The organism is Microbacterium maritypicum MF109 (assembly GCF_000455825.1).
GTDB lineage: Bacteria > Actinomycetota > Actinomycetes > Actinomycetales > Microbacteriaceae > Microbacterium > Microbacterium maritypicum_A.
The window spans coordinates 56046-77231 of the sequence record NZ_ATAO01000206.1 but is presented as its reverse complement, the minus strand read 5'-3'; the positions used below and the strand labels follow the sequence as shown (position 1 = coordinate 77231).

Annotated in this window: 19 protein-coding genes and 1 tRNA gene; 12 read left to right on the top strand and 8 right to left on the bottom strand. The window is 68.3% G+C overall.

Annotation, left to right across the window (positions count from 1 at the left end):
* Positions 1-10: 10 nt before the first annotated feature.
* Positions 11-1306, top strand: a complete 1296-nt coding sequence (locus tag L687_RS34640) for an O-acetylhomoserine aminocarboxypropyltransferase/cysteine synthase family protein (protein WP_021200425.1) — start codon at positions 11-13, stop codon at positions 1304-1306.
* Positions 1303-2616: an LLM class flavin-dependent oxidoreductase gene (locus L687_RS34635; protein WP_021200424.1), complete on the top strand. Its 1314-nt coding sequence runs from the start codon at positions 1303-1305 to the stop codon at positions 2614-2616. The genes L687_RS34640 and L687_RS34635 overlap by 4 nt, the downstream gene beginning before the upstream one ends.
* A gap of 19 nt (positions 2617-2635) precedes the next feature.
* Here L687_RS34635 and L687_RS34630 read toward each other — a convergent pair whose 3' ends face one another.
* A complete protein-coding gene (locus L687_RS34630; protein WP_021200423.1) occupies positions 2636-3133 on the bottom strand; it encodes a DUF427 domain-containing protein in 498 nt (165 codons plus the stop codon).
* 36 nt (positions 3134-3169) lie between these two features.
* On the opposite strand from L687_RS34630, the gene L687_RS34625 reads away from it, so the two are divergent.
* Positions 3170-3766, top strand: a complete 597-nt coding sequence (locus L687_RS34625) for an LON peptidase substrate-binding domain-containing protein (protein WP_021200422.1) — start codon at positions 3170-3172, stop codon at positions 3764-3766.
* 38 nt (positions 3767-3804) lie between these two features.
* On the opposite strand, the gene L687_RS34620 is transcribed toward L687_RS34625, so the two are convergent.
* Entirely contained in the window at positions 3805-4809 is a 1005-nt protein-coding gene (locus L687_RS34620) for a TerC/Alx family metal homeostasis membrane protein (RefSeq protein ID WP_021200421.1), read from the bottom strand.
* Between the two features lie 289 nt (positions 4810-5098).
* Here L687_RS34620 and L687_RS34615 point away from each other — a divergent pair, with 289 nt between their 5' ends.
* The 4 genes from L687_RS34615 (at position 5099) to L687_RS34600 (ending at position 8711) form a co-directional block, all read left to right on the top strand.
* Positions 5099-5659: an RNA polymerase sigma factor gene (locus L687_RS34615; protein ID WP_021200420.1), complete on the top strand. Its 561-nt coding sequence runs from the start codon at positions 5099-5101 to the stop codon at positions 5657-5659.
* Complete coding sequence (locus tag L687_RS34610) at positions 5656-6804, top strand: DUF4349 domain-containing protein (protein WP_021200419.1); 1149 nt, start codon at positions 5656-5658, stop codon at positions 6802-6804. Before L687_RS34615 ends, L687_RS34610 begins: the two co-directional genes overlap by 4 nt.
* 117 nt (positions 6805-6921) lie before the next feature.
* Positions 6922-7470, top strand: a complete 549-nt coding sequence (locus L687_RS34605) for a helix-turn-helix domain-containing protein (RefSeq protein WP_021200418.1) — start codon at positions 6922-6924, stop codon at positions 7468-7470.
* On the top strand, positions 7470-8711 hold the full coding sequence (locus tag L687_RS34600; protein WP_021200417.1) for an MFS transporter: 1242 nt from the start codon (positions 7470-7472) through the stop codon (positions 8709-8711). The genes L687_RS34605 and L687_RS34600 overlap by 1 nt, the downstream gene beginning before the upstream one ends.
* Before the next feature lie 66 nt (positions 8712-8777).
* Here L687_RS34600 and L687_RS34595 read toward each other — a convergent pair.
* Positions 8778-8850: transfer RNA gene (locus tag L687_RS34595), tRNA-Glu, on the bottom strand.
* 150 nt (positions 8851-9000) lie between these two features.
* On the opposite strand from L687_RS34595, the gene L687_RS34590 reads away from it, so the two are divergent.
* The 3 genes from L687_RS34590 to L687_RS34580 all read left to right on the top strand — a co-directional run bounded on the left by L687_RS34590 (position 9001) and on the right by L687_RS34580 (position 11580).
* Positions 9001-9639, top strand: a complete 639-nt coding sequence (locus L687_RS34590) for an MBL fold metallo-hydrolase (protein ID WP_021200416.1) — start codon at positions 9001-9003, stop codon at positions 9637-9639.
* A 2-nt stretch (positions 9640-9641) separates the two neighbouring features.
* A complete protein-coding gene (locus tag L687_RS34585; RefSeq protein WP_021200415.1) occupies positions 9642-10538 on the top strand; it encodes an aminoglycoside phosphotransferase family protein in 897 nt (298 codons plus the stop codon).
* A 115-nt stretch (positions 10539-10653) separates the two neighbouring features.
* Positions 10654-11580, top strand: a complete 927-nt coding sequence (locus L687_RS34580) for a S1 family peptidase (RefSeq protein WP_021200414.1) — start codon at positions 10654-10656, stop codon at positions 11578-11580.
* Positions 11581-11600: 20 nt separating this feature from the next.
* Here the strand turns inward: L687_RS34580 and pepN are convergent, their stop codons facing one another.
* Together pepN and L687_RS34570 are read right to left on the bottom strand one after the other, a co-directional pair.
* Positions 11601-14090 carry an aminopeptidase N gene (gene pepN / locus L687_RS34575; RefSeq protein ID WP_021200413.1) on the bottom strand — a complete coding sequence of 830 codons (2490 nt, stop codon included), beginning with the start codon at positions 14088-14090 and terminating at the stop codon, positions 11601-11603.
* Positions 14091-14141: 51 nt separating this feature from the next.
* Positions 14142-16604 (bottom strand): tetratricopeptide repeat protein, encoded by a 2463-nt coding sequence (locus tag L687_RS34570; protein WP_021200412.1) that lies wholly within the window; start codon positions 16602-16604, stop codon positions 14142-14144.
* 143 nt (positions 16605-16747) lie between these two features.
* Here L687_RS34570 and L687_RS34565 point away from each other — a divergent pair, with 143 nt between their 5' ends.
* Positions 16748-17245, top strand: coding sequence for a hypothetical protein (locus L687_RS34565; protein ID WP_021200411.1), 498 nt, complete (start codon positions 16748-16750; stop codon positions 17243-17245).
* A gap of 2 nt (positions 17246-17247) precedes the next feature.
* Positions 17248-18255, top strand: a complete 1008-nt coding sequence (locus L687_RS34560; RefSeq protein WP_021200410.1) for a hypothetical protein — start codon at positions 17248-17250, stop codon at positions 18253-18255.
* Here the strand turns inward: L687_RS34560 and L687_RS34555 are convergent.
* The 3 genes from L687_RS34555 to L687_RS34545 form a co-directional block, all read right to left on the bottom strand.
* Positions 18221-19234, bottom strand: coding sequence for a DNA topoisomerase IB (locus tag L687_RS34555; RefSeq protein ID WP_021200409.1), 1014 nt, complete (start codon positions 19232-19234; stop codon positions 18221-18223). The two genes, L687_RS34560 and L687_RS34555, sit on opposite strands and share 35 nt — an antisense overlap.
* Before the next feature lie 86 nt (positions 19235-19320).
* Positions 19321-19821 carry a hypothetical protein gene (locus L687_RS34550; RefSeq protein WP_021200408.1) on the bottom strand — a complete coding sequence of 167 codons (501 nt, stop codon included), beginning with the start codon at positions 19819-19821 and terminating at the stop codon, positions 19321-19323.
* A gap of 9 nt (positions 19822-19830) precedes the next feature.
* Complete coding sequence (locus L687_RS34545) at positions 19831-21186, bottom strand: MFS transporter (protein ID WP_235045237.1); 1356 nt, start codon at positions 21184-21186, stop codon at positions 19831-19833.

The window sequence follows — 21186 nt, the reverse complement described above, 5'->3', positions numbered from 1 at the left end:
GAGGCACCGCATGACCGTCGACTCCGCCCGCTTCGCCACACGAGCGGTCCATGCGGCGAGAACCCGCGAGACTGCGGCGTCGCGCGCGACGCCGATCTACCTGACGGCGGGCTTCGAGTTCGACGACTTCGATCACGCAGCCGATCATTTCCGCACAGGGACAGGCTTCGGATACACGCGCACCGGCAACCCCACGGTGCGCGCGGTGGAACGGCAACTGGCCGCCCTCGAATCGGGAGCGGACGCCGTACTCGTCGCCAGCGGCCAGGCGGCGGTCGCCACAGCCCTGCTGACCGTCGCGGGCGCCGGCGATCACATCGTGTCGTCCACGCACATCTACGAAGGCACCAGGGGCCTGTTCCTCGACAACCTGGCACGGCTCGACATCGAGACGACGTTCATCGACGACATCGCCGATCCGGAGGCCTGGCGCTCGGCGATACGCCCGAACACCCGTGCGCTGTTCGCCGAATCGCTCGCCAACGCGCGCAACGACGTGCTCGACATCGGCACCGTCAGCGGCATCGGCGACGAGCACGCCATCCCGCTCATCGTGGACAACACGCTGGCCACGCCTGCGTTGCTGCGGCCTCTCGAGCACGGAGCGGCGATCGTGGTCCACTCCGCGTCGAAGTTCCTCGCCGGTCACGGTTCCGTGCTCGGTGGCGTGCTCGTCGACGACGGACGCTTCGACGCCGAGCTGGCGGGCCACAACGCCCCCCACCTCGTACTTCCCGGTCGAGGCGAGACGCCCAGTGTCTTCGCGCGACACGGCGGTCGTGCCCGCATCGCGTACGCCAGGGAGTCGGTGGCTCCGCGCTTCGGCGCCTCTCCCTCGCCGCTCAACGCCTTCCTGATCGGACAGGGCGTGGAGACGCTCGGACTCCGGGTCGAGCGTCAGTCCCGCAATGCTCTGCAGATCGCCCGGTGGCTGGAGCAGCACGAGGCCGTCGAGAGCGTGGACTACGTCGGACTCCCCTCCCACCCCGACCACGCGCTCGGGAAGCGCTACCTCGACGGCGGTTCCGGCTCGATCTTCACCTTCACCCTTCGGGGCGGACTCCCGGCGGCGCGCCGCTTCGTCGAGGATGTCCAGGTCTTCACCCACATGACCCACATCGGAGACGTCCGTTCCCTGGTGCTGCATCCGGGGACGACAAGTCATGCGCAGCGCACCGACGAAGAACGCGAGATCCTCGGCGTCGGACCGGGCACCCTCCGCCTGTCGATCGGCATCGAGGACGTCGACGATCTTCTCTCCGACCTGTCTCGCGTGCTCCAGGGTGTGCGGGAGACGGTGGCATGACCCGCCCTCAGCACTTCGGCTGGTTCCTCGCCCGTGGCTTCGGCCCGCAGGGTTGGGGATATCCGTCGCTCGACTGGGACTACGACTGGACGCGTCCCGAGATCTATCAGGAAGCCGCGCGGACGCTCGAACAGGCCGGGTTCGATCTGGTCATCATCGAGGACGCACCATCTCTGGGATCGCCTTCGACGATCGACCTGCGGGTGCGGCACGCTTTCGGCGGGCCGAAGCATGATCCGCTCCTCCTCGCGCCGTACCTCTTCCAGGCGACCAGGCATCTCGGCGTGGTCCCGACGGTGAATCCCGCCGCCTCCCTCCCCTACACGGCGGCGCGGCAGTTCGCGACCTTGCAGCACCTCAGCGGTCACCGGCTCGGACTCAACGTCGTCACCGACACCGGCAGCGCCCGCCACTTCTCCGACGCGACGCAGCTGGGACACGACGAAGCGTACGACCGCGCCGAGGAATGGCTCACCGGCATCCGCTCGCTCTGGCGCAGCTGGGATGACGGGGCCCTCGTCGCCGACCGCGAGACCGATGTCTTCGCCGATGGCACGCGGTTGCGGGCCGTCACGCACCGGGGCGAATACTTCGCGTTCGACGGACCGCTGAACGCCGTGCCGTTCACCGAGGGGGAACCCGCGATCGTCTCGCCCGGCGGCTCGGGCCGAGGACTCGGCTTCGCCGGTGCGAACTCCGACGTACAGCTGGCGCTCGCCCCCCTGCACGAGAAGTCCGTGCGCGACTACCGCGCCAAGGTGCACGAGGCGGCGGTCGCGAGAGGCCGACGTCCGGACGACATCAAGATCCTCTTCGCCATCCAGCCCGTGATCACGTCGTCGAGCGACGAAGCCGATCGCATCGTCGCGGCCTCTACGCACCCCGACGACGCCGCGCTCGTGCAGATCGCCCGCAAGCAGTCGAGTGATCTCGAGACCGACCTGACGTCACTCGACCTCGACCGGCCGCTCGACCTCTCGATCTTCGGCGCCCATGTCTCGCGGGGCAGCATCCAGCGCCTGATCGGCGACCGCGGGGAGGACGCCCCGCTGCGTGCGCATCTGAGCGCGCTCGCCCGCGCCGGTCGCCTCAAGGATCGCACCGGATTCGTCGGCACCGCCGAGGAGTTCGCAGACCTGATCGAGGAGCTCGGCGACTGGGGCAACGACGGCGTGCTGCTGTGGGGCGACTTCCACCCCGTGACGCTGCACCGGACGCTCGATGAGCTCGTACCCGTTCTGCGTCGCCGCGGGATCCTCCGACGCGAGTACGCAGAGGGTGGCCTGCAGGCGAACCTGCGCGCGTTCTGATCGGCGGTAGGACCGACGGTCACCAGCCCAGGGAACCGGGATCGCCCTTGAAAGGGCCGACGACGGACGAGGTGACCCAGCCGCCGTAGAACCCACCCGGCTGTGGCGTCGCGATCTCGTCGCCCACCGTGCACTCGTCCATCGGGGCCGCGTACACGGCGATCCGATCGGTCAGCGCCTCGAATCCCGGTGTCGGATTCGGATAGTTCCAGGCGGCGCCCCGGCGCACGGTGCCGCCGTTGCGCACGTCGAAGTAGCGGGCCGCGCCCTTGAACTCGCAGAACGATGCGCCATCGGCCTCGACCAGTGCACCGGGGACGAAGTCGGCGATCGGAAGGTAATACACGGGAGGGTGGCTCGTCTCCAGCACGCGCACCGCACGACGGGAATCGGCGATCAGGTCTCCGCCGAGGCGGATCGTGACGCGCTCCGTGACCGGCTCGACGCGCGGGGGCCTCGGGTAGTCCCAGACGGATTCCTGTCCGGCGGCGGGGGCGATGGGGCGAGGTCGACGCATCTGTTCACTTTACGTCTCTCGGTGTTGACTGGTGCCGTGACCGTCATCCCGATGTTCCCCCTCGGCTCCGTGCATTTCCCGCATACGCCGCTCCCCCTCCGCGTGTTCGAGCCGCGCTACCTCACGATGATCGGCCGGCTCCTGGATGAGGAGGACCCTCGATTCGGGGTCGTTCTCATCGAACGCGGTCACGAGGTCGGCGGGGGTGATCGGCGCAGTCGCATCGGGACGATGGCCCGGCTGGTGAACGTATCCGCCGGTGCGGATGCGCTGCTCGCCGTCGCCGTCGGCACCGACCGCTTCACGGTCGAGGAGTGGCTCGATGACGACCCCTTCCCCCGCGCCGAGGTGACGTCGCTGTCCGCGCTCGACTGGAACGACGAGCTCACTCCGCTCCGCACCGAAGCCGAGGCGATCGTGCGCCGCACTCTCGCACGCGCCCCCGGAGCGCAGTGGGACGCCGACACCGAGATCTCGGACGAGCCGGTCGCCGCGGCCTGGCAGCTCGCGGCGATCGCTCCCCTGGGCGAGTACGACAGATATGCACTGCTGAACTCCACCACGATGGGTGGGCTGCTTCGTCAGATCATCGACCTCACCCTGGACGCCGAGCTTCTGTGGTCACGCGGATGAGGGAGAGGCGTCCGCTGGCGAGCGTGCCGCCGCCGGCGTCACTCCACGGTGGTGGATCGCCTCGCCACGCGCTTCTCACGGGACGACGCGATCAGGCTTGCGACCGTCGCGATGGTCATCGAGGCCAGGATCACGCCGAGCGAGACCATGTTGCTGATGTCGGGCACCCACTCGACGTGCTCGCCGCCGTTGATGAACGGCAGTTCGTTGACGTGCAGGGCGTGCAGGATCAGCTTGATGCCGATGAAACCGAGGATGACGGCGATGCCATAGTGCAGGTAGCGCAACCGGTCGAGCAGGTCGCCGAGCAGGAAGTAGAGCTGGCGGAGCCCCATCAGCGCGAAGATGTTGGCGGCGAAGACGAGGAAGCCGTTCGTGGTGATCTCGAAGATCGCGGGGATGGAGTCGATCGCGAAGATCAGATCGGTCACGCCGATGGTGATGAAGACGATGACCATCGGCGTCCACATGCGCTTGCCGTCCACCGTGGTGCGGATCTTCGAGCCGTCGTAGGTCTCGCTGATATCCACCCGGCGACGCAGCAGCCGCACGATGAAGTTCTCACGCTGCACCTCGCCCTCGTGGTCGCCGTCCGGCATGGCCTGGCGGATCGCGGTCCAGATGAGGAAGGCGCCGAAGATGTAGAAGATCGGCGAGAAGTTCTCGACGATCGCGACGCCGGCGAGGATGAAGAGCCCTCGCAGGACGAGCGCGATGATGATGCCGATCATCAAGACCTGCTGCTGCAGCCGTCGCGGAACGGCGAATTGGGCCATGATCAACACGAAGACGAACAGATTGTCGATGGAGAGGCTGTACTCCAACGCCCATCCGGTGATGAAGTCGCCGGCGTTCTGCCAGCCCCCGACGTTTCCGAGGAGCACGGCGAACAACAGCGCGAGGCCCACGTAGAAGACCACCCAGAGTGTGGATTCCTTCGTCGACGGGATGTGCGGCCGGAGCCGGATGAGGAGCAGGTCGCCGATCAGGATGATCGTGAGGACGATCATCGAGGTGATCTCGAACCAGACGGGAATGTCCAAGGGCGCACTGCACCTTTCGCGGAGGGGTCGGGAATGAGTCGAAAGTCTCTCCCCCGCACTGACGTGCGGCGCGCGCCCGGAGCAGCGATGACGGTGCTCGTGATGACGTTACGCGCGGATTCGGGATACTCCCTCTCGCCCGGGCAATGTTACCGGAGCCTCGGCATCAGCGGGAGCGGATGACGCCCGAATCTTCGCGCCCCACCCGACCCCCGGCTCCCGCATCGAATCTGAGACGATGGGGCGTCGATCGACACTCTCCCTGTGAGAGACACCGAACGGAACCGGGATGCCCCTGCAGACAGATGACCAGAGATGGGCGGCGCAGGCCGCGGCGGGTGATGAGAGCGCCTTCCGCGAGCTGTACCGCACACACGTGCGACCTGTGTACTGGATCGCGCACGGCATCCTCGCCTCGCCGGCCGACGCGGAGGATGTGACGCAGGAGACGTTCGTCGTCGCCTGGCGCAAACTCCCCCGTCTGGAGCTCCAAGGTGAGTCGATCCTGCCCTGGTTGGCCACGATCTGTCGCTTCCAGGCAGCGAATCGAGTTCGCCAACGTCGGAGGGATCAGGCGCACACCGCGGAGGCGGTCGATGAGACCCTGTTGCCGGACACGGTGAGCGTCGAGGAACAGGTCATCACGGCGGATCTGGCTGCGCGGATCGCGCAGGAGGTGGGCACGTTGAGCGAGCTGGACCGCGAGATCTTCCGCCTGTGCGCGTCTGAGGGCTACGCCTATCAGACGGCTGCCGAGGAGCTCGGGGTGACCCACGCGGTCGTTCGGAATCGTCTCTCCCGAGTGCGCACGCAGTTGCGGGGCGCCGTCACGGAAGCGAGAGACGCATGAACGAAAAGACCACCAGCGGCGACCTGCCCGAGCTCTCGGACGAGACGATCGCCCGCATCGAAGACGCGGTCTTCGCCGAGATCGCCACCGAGCGGGCCCCCGCGCACGTCGGGGAAGCGCGATCGCGGACGCGCCAGCGGCGTTGGCTCACCGGCGCAGGCATCGCTGCGGCTTTCGTCGTGGGTGTGCTCGTGACTCCGCCGATCCTCGGTGCCGTCGGCGGGGGCACCTCCGTCACGGCCGACGGTATGAGCACTTCCGGCGGCTCCGTCGCCGATTCCGCTCCCTCCTCCCCCGAGCGGATCACAGGGATCACACCCGAATCGCTGCCCGACGGCGCACTCAGCTCCGGCACGGACGGAACTCTCCCCGGCACGGTGGAGTCCGGCACCGCGGAGGCCGACACCGGACGCGAGATCATCGCCACGGCGCAGGCGACGGTCCAGGTGAAGAGCATTCCCGATGCCGCGACGGCGATCGCCGCCCTGGCGGAGGAGCACGGCGGTTACGTCGAGAGCACGGAGATCGGGAAGTCGATCGCCGCCGACGGCTCCTCCGAGCCGGCCCCCGTTCCCGCCGATTCGGCGTACGGCTGGATCAGCATCCGGGTGCCGTCGGCTGATCTGCCCGACGTGATCGCCGCTCTCGATGACACCGGCGACGTGCTCTCGTCGTCGACGTCGAAGCAGGACGTGACATCGGTCGCGATCGACCTCCAGGCGCGCGTCGACTCCACCCGAGCGTCGGTCGAGCGGCTCACGCAGCTGATGGCGCAGTCGGGAACCGTCGCCGAGCTGATCGAAGCCGAGGTGGCGCTGACAGACCGCCAGGCACAGCTCGAATCGTATGAGCAGCAGCTCGCCGCCCTCGACGATCAGGTCGCCACGTCATCGCTGCAGGTGCAGCTGACCAAGGCGAGCACGCCGACCACCGCCGACCCTGCCGGCTTCGTCGACGGGCTGACGGCGGGATGGAACGGGCTCGTCGTGTCGCTGAACGCGCTGGTCATCGCCCTGGGCTTCCTCCTCCCCTGGCTCGTGATCGCGGGCGCCGTCGTGCTCGTCGTCTGGTTCCTCCGCCGCGCACGACGGAACCGACGCCTCGCCGGCGCGACGACATCAGACGAGACGATCGTCGAAGCCTGACGCGGCCGGTGTCAGGAAGAGGCCGTCTCCCTGTGACGGGAGCCGGCCTTTTCCTGATTTTCCGGCTTATACAAGAACACTTGTGCATCCGGTGCACCGCGATTAGCGTCGTCTGCCGTGGAAGACATCTCCGTGATCACCGCCGTGCATCACCCGCTGCGCCGCCGCATCTACGACTACCTGCTCCTGTACGGCACGGCGCAGGTCACCGCGATCGCCCGCGCACTCGACAGCCAGGTCGGCAGCATCAGCCATCACCTGCGCATGCTCGAGCGCGCCGGTGTCGTGGAACGCGCCCCGGATCCTGCGGGCGACAGACGCACCAGCTGGTGGAAGGTCGCGCGTCGGGGCCTCACCTGGTCGACCGACGACTACGCCGATTCGCCCGCCGATGCCCTGCTCGCCAGAGAGGCCCAGCGACAGGGCATCCGGATGCAGATCGATCGGCTCCAGCGCTGGCATCGCAGTCGCCACGATCCGGCCTTCGCCGGGTACGACGGCTCGAACACCGAGACCACAGCCTGGGCGTCACCCGAGGAGCTGCGGGACCTCTCCGCGCGGATCCTCACGACGATCCGCGCGTGGCAGGACGACATCGACCTCGACGATGGCCAGGACCGCGCTCCCGTCTTCGTGTTCGCGCACGCCTTTCCGACGGCGCCGTGATGTCGACCGTCAGCGACCCTGTCGAGATCGTCGCACCCCCCGCCTTCCGTCGCGATCGCCTGGTGCACGCGTGGATCGGCGTGAAGGCGCTCTCGGATGCCGGCGACGCTCTCTGGACCATCGCCCTCGCCTGGACGGCCGTGCAGGTCGCCTCTCCCGCCGTCGCAGGACTGATCGTCGCCGCGGGAACCGTGCCCCGGGCGGTGATCCTGCTGTTCGGAGGCGTGATCGCCGACCGCGCAGACGCCCGTCGCATCATGCTCGTGTTCAACGTGCTCCGGGTCGGCGTGCTGGTCGCCGTCGCGGTCTGGGTGCTCACGACTCCTCCCTCTGTCGCCGTGCTGCTCTTCGCCGCGATCGCGTTCGGCGTCTGCGATGCGTTCTACGAGCCGTCGGCGGGCACGATCGCCCGCCAGCTGGTCAGAGCCGTCGACCTCCCCAGCTACGGCGCTGCAGCGCAGACGGCGTCTCGGCTCGGCACCATGGGCGGCGCGGCGATCGGTGGATTCGTCGTCGCGCACGCCGGTCTCGCCGGAAGCGCATCCGTGAACGCCCTGACCTTCACACTGGTGGTCGCTTTCATCGCGATCTGGCTGCGCCCCCGCTTCCGTCTCGCCCGTGCGGAGAAGGAGACCGCTCTGCGCGGCATTGCGCGCGGGTTCGCCCATCTCTCCGCGAACCCCACGACCCGCACGCTCGTGATCGCCCTCTCGGGACTGAACCTGGCCGTCGGACCCGCCGTCGGGATCGGGCTCGCCCTGAGGGCGCATGACGAGGGGTGGGGCGCCCAGGCTGTCGGCCTGTTCGAGGCGCTGCTCGGCCTCGGCGCCGCACTCGGGGCTGTGTCGGTGGCGAAGTGGCGCCCGCGGCACGAGGCACGGGCAGGTTTCTGGGCGCTGGTCGTGCAGGGCGCCGGAATCGTGGCGCTCGGCTTCGGGCCGGCATGGACCGTCGGTACCGCCGCCTTCGTCATCGGCGCCACCGCGGGGTACGCATCGGTGCTGCTGAGTGCGACGTTCTCGGCGACCGTCGACACCGCATATCTCGGTCGCATGGGGTCCCTCACCCGTCTCGGCGACGATTGCCTCATGCCGCTCGCGATGGCCGGATTCGGCGCACTCGCCTCCGCGACCGCACTCTGGGTGCCGTTCACCATTTTCGGCGGCGCGATGATGGCGCTGATGATCCTGCCCTTGAGCAATCGGACTTTCCGGGCGATGTCGCTGAAACCCGCAGTCTGAGCGCACGGGCACGTGGACGGCGGAAACAAGAAAGCCCCCGGCGAACCGGAGGCTTTCTCTGTTGTGTGACCCCAGCGGGATTCGAACCCGCGTTACCGCCGTGAGAGGGCAGCGTACTAGGCCGCTATACGATGGGGCCGTCTGGCGAAACGTTTCCGTCGCGCGACAACCGTTCAAGTATGCCACGGCGATTCTCACTGCGCCAAATCGGCGCCGCCCTGAGACGAATCCCGGGCGTGGCGCACCGATTCCGTTTGCCGTGGGCGACCTGAAGGAGTTGACTCATGCCATGCGCGTCACCAAGTTCGAACATGCCGCCCTCCGTCTCGATGCGAACGAGAAGACCCTTCTGATCGATCCCGGATCGTTCACGGCACCCCTGAACGACCTCACCGATCTGGTGGGAATCGTGATCACCCATGAGCATCCGGACCACTGGACGACCGATCACTTCGACCGCCTCCTCCGCGCAGCGCCCGGAACGCCGATCTTCGCGCCCGCGGGTGTCGCCCGCGCGGCCGAGGGATACGACATCACGGTGGTCTCCCCCGGCGACACCGTGGAGATCGGCGGATTCACTCTGCGATTCTTCGGCGGAACGCACGAGGTCATCCACGCCTCTCTCCCGACGGTCGAGAACGTCGGGGTCCTCGTGAACGACGAGCTCTACTACCCCGGCGACTCCTACGCGGTTCCCGAGGGCGTCGCCGTCAGCACTTTGGCCGCGCCGCTCGGCGCCCCCTGGCTGAAGATCGGTGACGCGATGGACTACGTGCTCGCTGTCGCCCCGCGCCGCGCGTTCGGCACCCACGACATGACGCTGTCCGTGATCGGCAGGAACATGCACCGACAGCGACTGCAATGGGCCACGGAGCAGGGCGGCGGCGAGTTCTTCGTCCTCGAGCCCGGCGAATCCCTCGATCTCTGAACATGGCGGACTCCCCCGCCGCCGAGCTCACCCTCGCCGAGCGTGAGGTGCGAGAGCTCCTCCACGGTGTCGCGCCACAATGGGCAGCGCTTCCCCTGACGCGCGTCGCTGAGGGATGGGACAACGTCACGTGGCGCCTCGGGCCCGACCTCGCGGTGCGCATCCCCCGCCGCGAACGCGCGGCGCCTCTGATCAGGCACGAACAGCGCGCCCTTCCTGCGATCGCCCTCCGCCTCGCCCCCACGAACGTCCGCACCCCTCTTCCGGTGTTCGCCGGCGCACCCACGCCGATGTTCCCCTGGCCGTGGTCGATCGTGCCGTGGCTTCCGGGAAGCCACGCGCTCGGTCGCGCCCGTCGCGACAACACCTCCTGGGCGGCAGACCTCGCCGCGGTGCTCGTCGCCCTGCACCATGACGCGCCCGTCGATGCGCCCCGGAACCCCGTGCGCGGCGTCCCGTTGAGTGCTCGCGATGAGAGCATCCGCTCGCGCCTCGCCGACCTCGCCCCAGCGCTCGCGGAGCCTCTCGACGCCCTCTGGCAGACGGGCCTGGACGCCGCACCCGCGGCCGAGAGCACCTGGATCCACGGTGATCTTCACCCCGGCAACATCCTCGTCGACGGCGACCGCCTCTCCGCACTGATCGATTTCGGTGATGTGACCTCGGGCGATCCCGCCTACGATCTCGCCGCGGGGTGGCTCGCCTTCGACACCGAAGGCCGACACGTGTTCCGGCGCGCGACGGCATCGAGATACGACGACGCCACCTGGATGCGCGCTCGCGCCTGGGCAGCAGCCGTCGCGGCCATCCTCTGCCATTCGAGCGACGATCGCGAGGACCTGCGCGCGCTCGGCCACGACACCGCTCTGGAGCTGTCCGGAGTTTCCTCCTCCTACTGATGCCGCGCGGGCGGGCGCCCGATGTTCGGGGCTCATCCTTGCCACAGGTTTTCGGACATGGTGTACTGACTGCGCAGTAGCGTGTTACCCATCACTCATCTGAACGGAGATCACCATGACGACCGTACGATCCAGAACGAAGAAGATTCTCGGCGCCGGGATTACCGGCGCCGCCGTCATCTGCGCCAGCCTGCTGATCGGGCCCGCAGCAGGCGCCACGACGAATGACGGCACGACCCCACCGGACCAGGACGAGCGCGCGCTGTCGCGCATCATCGGGGGCCAGGCGGTCCCGAACGACGCCTACCCGTTCATGGCTTCGCTCCAGGCCGGCGGCGAATCCTTCTGCGGGGGCTCGCTCCTGGGCCCGACGCTGGTGATGACCGCAGCGCACTGCGTCACCGGCACGGACTCCCTCACCGGCCTGCCGACGATCGACGTCGACGGCGTCTCGGTGGTCGTGGGGCGTACGGTGTTGTCCGACGGTACGCAGGGACAGGAACGCGGGCTGTCCGAGTCCCCCGGCGCCGAGCCCATCGTCCATCCTCGCTACCTCGCCGGCGACGGTGCCTATGACGTCGCCTTCCTCGTGCTGGACGCGCCCGTCCAGGGCATCGTCCCGGTGAAGCTGCCGACCAAGGGGACGGACGCCCTGCTGCGCCCCGGTCAGAGTGCGACCGTCATCGGCTGGGGGAACACGGACACCGCTCTCGCCAACTTTCCCGACCGTCTTCGTCAGGTACAGGTGCCGATGCTCGCTACTGCCGAGTGCGAGCTCAGCTACGGTGCTTTCCGGCCCGACGTCAACCTGTGCGCCGGGGTCATCGGCAAGGACTCCTGTCAGGGCGACAGCGGCGGCCCCCTCTTCCGCCAGCCGCCGGCTCGCGAGACCGCCTATCAGATCGGTGTCGTCTCCTACGGGGACGGATGCGGCGGACAAGGAGCGCCCGGGGTGTACGTCTCGTTGAGCTCTGCCGACCTGTGGGACACGATGGCGGAGAGCAGCGAAGGCAAGGCCCTGAAGGAGGCCCTCGGACGCTGAGCAGCCGGGGCCGCGCAGGCTCAGTCCTGTGCGGCCCTGACCCGGAGGTCCCGCGCGAGGTGGTCGCGCTGCTCGACCACGAGACGCCGCAATGCCGCCGGCGCCGCTGTGTTGGCAGCCAACCACGCGTCGACGGCATCCAGGGAGTCCCCGGCAGGGAACAGACCGATGACCAGCCGTCGTGCGATCTCGATGCTGCGCTCGTCCCAGGCTTGGACGATCCTGGCGAAGTACTCCGCGTCGAACCCGGCGATCAGGTCGCGCCGCCCGCCGGCCCGGAAGCCGCTGATCTCGGCATCGAGGTGATCGTTGCTGAGCGCGAGATCCTCCCAGGCGGACTGCCACGCGTCGCGACGTACCGCCGCATCCGGGCGCGATGCCCGAGCCCGGCGTGCGGCTGTTCGACCGTCGCCCGTGTCATCCCGCTGCTCTTCGACCGCCACATCCACATCGGCCAGGTCGGCATGTCCGGTGGTGACGAGTGCGCTGAGCAGCTGCCAGCGCAGGTCGGGATCGATGACGAGTCCCTCCGGCGCATCACCCTCGAGCAGTGCTCGCACCTGTGCATGATGCTCGTCGTCGAAAGCGGATGCGGTCGCGAACGCCCGTGCCCAGGAGAGCTGCGCGTCACTGCCGGCCTCGGCGGATACCAGCGCGCTCCACACGCCGTCGGTCCACGTCCGCTGCTCCTCTTCGCGGCTGGTCGCGGAGACATAATGGCGGATCGTGTAGATCGCGTTCGCGAGGACTCCCGTCAGCAGCCCGATATTGGACTCATGAGGCGCATGGGAGCGGACGATCGCGAGATAGCGCTGCGCGGCGAGTTCGCCGTCCCGCGTCGCATTCCACAACGACGACCAGACGAGTGCACGGGCCAGCGGATCGTCGATCGCCGAGAGGGATTCCTCGACGGTGACGAGAGAGCCCTCGTCGAGACGCGCCTTGACGTATGTGAGGTCATCGTCATTGAGCAGGACGAGATCGGCCTCGGGCAGGTCCAGCTCCGTGCGTTCTCCGACCACGTCGAGCTCGCGCTGCTCACGGCGGACGATACGACCGTCCGCGCGCTCGTACAGTCCGATCCGGAGTCGATGCGGCCGTGGGTCGGTCTGCACGAGGATCTGTCGTCCCTCTGGGGCGGTCTCCGTCCAGAGCGTCGACACGCCGGACGTCTGCAGCCATGCCGTGGACCAGTCGCTCATATCGCGCCCCGACACGGCGCTCAGCTGCACCAGGAAGTCGTCGAGGGTGGTGTTGCCGAACGCGTTGACGGCGAAGTAGCGCCGCGCCCCCTCGAAGAAGGCCTCGTCCCCGACGAAGGCGACGAGCTGCTTGAGCACGGCGGCGCCCTTGGCGTAGGTGATCCCGTCGAAGTTCAGCTTGGCGGCCTCGAGATCGGTGATGTCCGCCACGATGGGGTGCGTCGTCGGCAGTTGGTCCTGCTGGTACGCCCATGCCTTGCGACTCGCGGCGAACTTGACCCACGCATCGTGATAGCGCGTCGCGACCGCTGAGGCGTGCGCTCCCATGTAGTCGGCGAAAGACTCCTTGAGCCACAGATCGTCCCACCACGTCATCGTGACGAGATCGCCGAACCACATGTGGGCCATCTCGTGCAGGATCGTGTTGGCGCGAGCCGCGCGCTGCGCATCGGTCGCCGCGCCGCGGGAGAGGTACGACTCCGTGAACGTGACCAGACCGGGGTTCTCCATGGCACCGAGGTTGTACTCCGGAACGAAGATCTGGTCGTACTTGCCCCACGGATACGGGGAGGCGAAGGCGTCGGTGAAGAAGTCGAGACCCTGGCGTGTGACCTCGAGGATCTCCTCGGCCTCGAGGTGCGGAGCGAGCGACCTCCGGACGAACACCCCGAGCGTGACGCTCTGCTCGCCGCGCTGCCACTCCCCATCCACGCGGGAGTACGGTCCCGCAGCGACGGCGGTGATGTAGCTCGAGATCGGCAGCGTGGGGGCGAACTCCACACGTTGCACACCGACGCCGAGGTCGGTATGCGTCGGAGACTGGTTGGAGAGCACCTCCCATCCGGTCGGCGCGTCCACCACGAACGTGTACTCGGCCTTCATGTCGGGCTGCTCGAAGCATGCCATGACGCGTCGCGAATCCGCCGGCTCGTACTGCGTGTACAGATAGGTCTCATCGTCGACGGGGTCGTGGAAGCGATGCAGTCCCTCACCGGAACGGCTGTACGTTCCGACCGCTTCGACCCGCACGAGGTTGGACGCGGCGAGCCCGGAGAGCGAGATGCGTGCCCCGTCATAGACGATCTCCTGGTCGACCCCGTTCACGGAGACCCGCTGAACGCCCTCGCCGATGAAGTCGAGCCACGTCGTGTCGGTGGTCGCGTCGAACTCGAGCGTCGTCACGCTGGGGAACCCGGTCCGAGCACGCTCCGGCGCTCCGGTCAGATCGAGCTCGACGCGGATGCGGTGCACGGTGACGGCAGCGGATCGCGCTGCGGTCTCCTCGCGGGTGAGGTTGGCTGTGTCCATGCTTCCATCCTGGCATCCGGAGGCGAGGCGGACAGACCCTCGTGCGACGGATCAGGCGTTCTGGAGACGATGCCCGATCTCGGCGTAGACCTGTGCCGAAGCGTGAGCGCGTGCCTCGGCGGACTCCTCGTCTTCTCGCACCCGCGCGATGGACGAGAGGATCGCATCGCTTCGTGCCACTTCGGCACGATCACCGGTCGCCTCTGCGATGCTCCGGGCCTCCTGCGCGTGTCGTTCAGCCTCGTGCAGGACCGCGCCCGCATCCGCCGCGTCTTCCGTGTTCGCAGACAGCAGGATCTCGGCGAGGGAGTTCGCAGCCTCTGTCGCGATCAACGGCGAGCCCGCGCGCTCCGCCTCACGGAGGATCTGTTCCGCGGCAGCCGTCGCCTTCCGGACATCTCCCGCTCGTCCGTCGATACGCGCGTGCAGGAGCACGAGGTCGGCAGAGGTCCCATACTCGCCCGCGGTCGCCAGCGTCTGCATCGCAGTCGCACAGAGCTCGCGGGCGCGCACATCATCGCCTCGTGCCTCTGCGACGAGGGCCAGAGTGCGCCGGACGAAGGGCAGCGGCTCGCCGTTCGACTCGTCCAACAGCCCGTGCAGCTCCACCTCCGCGTCATCGAGTCGACCGATGGCGAGGAGCAGGAGCGGGCGGTTGCCACGGACGACGGCGATGTTGAGCTCATCGCCTTCGGCCTGCGCCATGGACAGGGCACTCGCGTAGCGCTCCAGCGCCTCCGGATAGCGGGCGAGGATACGAAGGGTGTCGGCGTGATTCCCGGTGGCACGGCCCTCGACGATCCGGTCCCCCGCGTCCCGTGCGTGCGCGATCGCTCGTTCGTACGATTCCACAGCCTCATCGAGGTGACTCATCCAGCGCTGCACGTTGCCGATCTGATTCCACGTGCGCGCCAGCGCCGCACCCGAGGCGATGCGGCGCACGCGATTCAGGGTCACCAACGCTTCGTCGAGGCGCCCGAGCTTCTCGGCGCAGTGCGCGATGCCGAGGGCGATGTCCGGGACCAGGTCGAGCCCCTCTCCTCGCGACGCGAGGTCGTGCAGCCGCAGCGACTCGTTCCAGAACGACCAGCGTGAGAGCGCGGGATGCGCCTCGATCGCCAGCCGCTCCACCGAGGAGTCGAGGCCGTGCTCGCGGGCCGCCGCCGCGACCGCGAGCACCGTCGTGACCGCACGTGCGGCGAAGTCGGGATCTTCGTGGATCCGCGCGAGCACCGCAGACGCGGACCTCTCCACGAACCCTCTGCGGGTGGACGACGGGCGCAGTGATCGTGACCGAGACGCAGCGAAGGCGAAGACCGTGTCGTGCATGCGCACTCGGCCGTCGCGCAGTTCGACCAGATGGCGGGCGTGCAGCCGGTGCAGATCGAGGGCGGACGATGCCCCGCCCGCGGCCAGGAGCACTCCTTCGTCGATGTCCCTGTCCAACAGGGCGGCGTCCGCGAGCAGGGCTTCCTCGGAGGGGGACAGCGACCGGGTCGCCGCCTCCAGGACGGAGCGGATGCGCAGATCACGAGGCTCGTGCTCGAACCGCGATGCGAGATCCTGGAACGACCAGCCCTCGTGCTCCCGCACGATCCCCGCCAGCATCGCGAGATCGAGAGGGAGACCCCCGCCGACGGCGACGATGCGGCGCAGCGCATCCGCGTGCACGTTCACGTCGGCGTCGGCATCGGCCCCTGACGACGCGTCATCCCCCCGGAGGAGATGGGTGAGGAGTCGGAGGGCTTCGGCGCTCGTCATCGGTGGGACGAGGACCCGCGCCACGCGTGCACCCATCGCCGAGATCCGCTCCTCCAGGTCGGCAAGGTCGACGCGCGTCGTCACGATGAATCGCACACCGGGGACGAGCAGCGCGGCGAGACGCCTGGCATCGCCCGCGTCCTCGATGATCACGGTCATGCCTCGCGCCGCGGACTGCAGCCCTTCGCGCAGCCGCGACAGCTCGTAAGGAAGAGAGCGGACGCCGAGGGCTCCCAGCATCCGCCGGAGGACGTCGATCGGGTCGGCTCGGGGACGATCCACGTCCGATTCGCGCAGATGCACGGTGAGCACGGGTGACGGACCGGCCAACGCCGTCGCGAGAGTGGTCTTCCCCGCTCCCGGCAGACCGGTGAGGAGGAGGATTTCGGCCTCGGGGACCGAGGCCAGCAGCTCTTCCCGTCCGACGTCCGCTCCCGCCGCGTCCCGAACATCGAGCGTCACCTCGACGTGCACACCCGCTCTCTCACCGTTGAGGAGACGCGCGTTCTCCCGCCAGATGCCGGCTTCGGCATCGTCACCGCCGAGGGCGAGCACGATGTCGCCGACCAGGCGTTCATCGAGTCGCCTCCGCCCCGGGCGGAAGCAGTCGTACACGGTCACCTTGGGCGGCTCTGCGCCGTCGCGCAGGCCGCCGATGCGACGGGCGATCTCGGCATACGACGGTGATCCCGCGTTCGCGCGCATCCGTCCGAGCCCCAGACAGAGCTCGTCGAGGGTGCGCGGCGCGGGCATGGGTCGAGCCTATGGCACGCCGTTGCGGCGACGGACGGCGGCCGTTCGGGCTCGTTCGGAGTCGGACGGCCCTGTGCTCATCACCCCTATGCTCGCTCGACGGAGAGGCCGACCGCGACCTCCCGGACGAGGAGACAAACCCCATGACGACACGTGCAGCGATCGCAGCGAAACTCGACGACTTCTCCTTTCAGAAGATGAACTTCGGCGGGTTCCTGATGAACAAGCGGGCCAAGAGCTCGCACGCACTGTGGACCCGCACCTCCGACAAGGGCGTCACGGAGCTGACGCTGCTCACCACACGGGACTACGGTGAGGGGAACGTGTACGACGTCGCGGCCTTCGCCCTCGACGGAATCGTGCCCGCGGAGGTCGTCTCCGAACTCCGGCAACAAGCGGATGCCCTCGCCGACCAGGTCAACCTGCGCGCACACGGCTATGTGTACACCTGCCTCGAGCCCTGGGACGGGGGCGGCACCATCTGGATCTCGAAGAAGCCCGAGTTCCGCGCTCTGAGCCGGCTGGACCAGGGGATCTACGTGATCCCCATCCAGCGACTCACCGGCACGGTCGAGCCGCGTTGGCTCGCGTGGGCACGTGAGGGCGATCAGCTGAACATCGCCATCGTGTACAAGCCCTGACGGTGCCGACGCTCCTGGAAGGCGAGTCCGCCCCGCACGCCGACGAGCGCGTGCCGGGCGGCCTCGCCCTCATCGGGTCGTCGCTGGCCACGGTCGGCATCGCCGCCGTGATCGCGTTCTACCTGCTGCCCGTGGGCTTCGGCCTGACCGGCGCGACGCTCGTGCTCGCGCAGGTCGCCGCGATGCTTCTCTGCGCGGCGATCGTCGCCTCGTCGACGATCGCCGTTCGCCGGCATCATCGACATCGGGCCGCTCTCGCCGCCGTCGCAGAGACACTCGGCTGGGAGTTCCGCACGGATATCGGCGACCGCGTGTGGGGTGGCTCCATCGATGAGCAGATCGATCGCGGCGCCCGAACCGCACGGGATCATCTGGACGCGCGACACGCGGCCCTCCCCTTCGACAGCATCGAGCGCACGTTCGTCGTCGGCGACCGCGAGGGGGCGACGATGCACACGGTGCGGGCGGTGCGGATCCCCCTTCCTTCCGAAGCGCCGCGTATCACGCTCCGATCACGGCGCGGCGGCGGCGCACTCAGCGTGCTCCCCCGACGTCCGACGGGCGCGTCCCGGATTCGACTCGAGGGCGACTTCAGCGACGTCTTCGAGGTTTCGGTGCCGGCGGGCTACGAGACGGATGCGCTCTACCTGCTCACACCCGACCTGATGGTCGTGCTCCTCGACCAGAGCGCCGACCTCGATCTGGAGATCATTGACAGCACGCTCCACGTGTACTTCCCCGCCGTCGACCTGACCGACGATGAAGAGCTGCGCGACTTCCTCGCCGTGATCGCTGCCTTGTACGACCGCTTCGGACGCCGCACCATGCTCTATCGCGACGAGGCCGCCGAACCGCTGGACCCGGCGTCCTACCGCCGCGACGGCGACACTCTCGCCGATCGGGCGCGCGGGGTCGACACGCGCGTGCGATGGTGGCCCGTTCTCCTGGCAGTGGCCACGCCCCTGGTGCCGATGCTCATCGCCGTCGTCTGGCTGCACTTCGTCGGGTGACCTTACGCGAGATCTGCGGTCCGCCGAGAAGACGCCGGATGGCCGTCTCAGGGGTCACCGAGAGATCGAGTGTCCGTCCGCGCGCGTACTGACTGAACACCCGTGGATCGATGTAGCTTCCGCGTGCGACGGCGGTCGTGTTGCCCAGCGCCGTCGCCGCCGCCTGCACAGCGAGGCGCTCCGCCTGGCTCCGGTGGTTGCGGCTGTCGAGCTCACCGATCCGAGCGAGGGCGTCGGCCGCGATGATCGTGCCGTGAAGAGTGCGGAAGTCCTTCGCCGTGAAAGCGGCACCCGTGACATCTCGGAGGTACGCATTGACCTCGGCGGGTGTGATGCGTACCCGCCGACGCCCTCGGCGGTACGCAAGCAGGAAGGCCGCAGACTTCCCCGCGGCGAAGTCGGTCAACGCCTCGGCGAGCGTCTCGTCGGTGATCTCGATCGACGCCGTACGGCCGCTCTTGGCAGGGAACGAGAGCGCCAGTTCACTCCCCTCCACCCGCACATCCCGCCTCCGCAGTGTGGTGAGACCGCGGCTCCCGTGGCGGACGAGATACCGTTCCGACCCGATGCGGAGGGCCGCATCGTCGAGAAGCCGGAAGGCGACGGCGAGGGCGCGCTCCTTCGTCTGCCCCTCCTGCGCGAGCGCACGGGTGACCTGGGCCCTCGCTCGAGGAAGCGCGGCCGCGAGATCCAGCGCCCGCACGAACTTCCGGCGATCCCGGGTGACTCGCCATAGGGGGTGATAGAGGTACTGCTTGCGTCCCGCGCCATCGACGCCGACCGCCTGGATGTGCGCGAGCGGGTCGGCCGCGATCCACACGTCATGCCACGCGGGTGGGATCACGAGGTCGTGGATCCGCTCCCGATCGGCCTCGGGCGCCGTCTCACCGGCCGGGTCGACGTAGCGGAATCCGGATCCGGATCGCACACGTCGGAAGCCCGGGTCCTCCCCCGGAACCACACGGATCAGTCTCGCCATGCTGCTGCCTCCCTCGAATGCCTTCGATCGAGGATGGCGGCGCCGTGGGATACGCGGAAGGGAGTGGCGTCGCGGCGACTACCGTGCTATTCCGCGGTCGGCTCGACGTCCGGTGCCGCGAACGTGCTGCGCATGTGATCGCTCGTCAGGAAGTCGGCGATACCGATCATGATCAGGCTGAAGACGATCTGCTCCGACACCATCCAGAGCGGATAGAGGCCGGGGATCGCCGCCATGACCAGCGTGATCACGGGGAAGATCTGGGCGAACAGGCGCAGGCGCTGGTACGCCCACCGCCACCCGCGCTGCGCTCGCCACGCGAAGTAGAACAACGTCGCGGTCATCGCGAGCACGACGAGGGTGCGCATCCAGACCGCGAACGACACCGACTCGCCATCGACCGCCAGCACCAATGCGACGATGACCGCACCGACGCCGATGACGAGTTCGACCACCAGGAGCCAGAGAATCCAGGTGAATGCCCGGACGGTCTTGGGATGCGTGCGGTCCGCCTCGCTGATCGCGACGCCGGCCTTTCGTCCACCGGCGATCCGGTCCAAACGGAGGAAGAGAGACTCCAGAGCCATGAGGGGAGCCTATTGCGTCCGCGCGTCGTCGACGTCGACCGTTCGATGGATGTCGGGTGCGCCGTTCGCAGCCGGTGGTACCGCCCGCTCCAGCACGAGCGCCAGCACACCGACCGCCAGGCTTCCCGCGATCATGACGCCGATGAACCCGATGTCCAGTCCCGCACCGAGCATCACACCCGCCACGAGCGGGCCCGTGATCGCACCGCCCTGGAACGCCGCGGAATTGATCGCGTTGTACCGGCCGCGCGTGCGGTCGGACGCGAGATCGTTGTAGATCGCGGGAACGGTGGGCTGCAGCATCGTCTCTCCGAACGCGAAGACTCCCATGTAGGCGATGACGCCGATGGCGGCGGCGACTGTGTCCGGCAGGAAGCCCGTCGCCCCGAGCACCACCCACGACACGGCCCAGATGAGGGCCATCACCTGCATCACCCGCGTGCGCCTCTTGCCGGAGATGACCCGGAGCACGGCGAACTGCAGAAGCACGATCACCGCGGTGTTCACGGCGAACGCGATGCCGACGACCTGCGTCGACACCTGTGACACCTGGCGGGCGAACGCCGGGAAGCCCGCCTCCATCTGGCCGTATCCGATGAAGACCGAAAGGAAGGTCAGAAGAGTCAGCCAGAGCACGGCCGGCCGCCGCAGGATCTCTCGATACCCGCCCACCGGAGGGGCGTCGGCCTCGGCGTCGTGCTGCGTGCGCACACGGCGGAGCGGTCCGAGGAGGAGCGCGAGCGGGATGAGGCTGCTCGCGGCGTCGACGAGGAAGATCGTCGTGAAGGTGGCGGGATCGGTCACGTCCACGAAGAAGCCGCCGATCACGCCTCCGACGCCGATCCCCAGGTTGACGAGCGCGAAGTTCACACCGAAGTACTGCTGACGTACCTCTCCCTCGACCACCGTGGCGATGAGGGCGTTGAAGCCGGGCCAGGAGACGCCGAAGTTCACCCCGATCAGCATGACCGCGACGGCGGCGACAACCGGATGGGTGGCGTAGGCCAGCAGCGCGCATCCCGCGATCATCGACAGCAGCCCGACGATCAGCACCCGCCGTGCGCCGAAGCGATCGATGAGAGTCCCTCCGGGGCCTGTGACGATCAGCCCGGTGATCGCGATGAGACTCATCAGCGCTCCGGAGATGCCGAGGTCGAAGCCGCGCACCTCATGGAAATAGATGATCGTGAACGGCAGGGTCATACCGCGACCGAGCGTCTGGATCGCGACCGTCGACAGCAACCACCGCCCCTCCGTGGGTAGGGCGTTCCAGAAGCTCCTCATACCGATCACCTCGATATTCTTGCGGATGCCGGAGACATCGCGTTCGCGAGCGGATTGTCGGACGAGGCGGCTTTCTGCCAT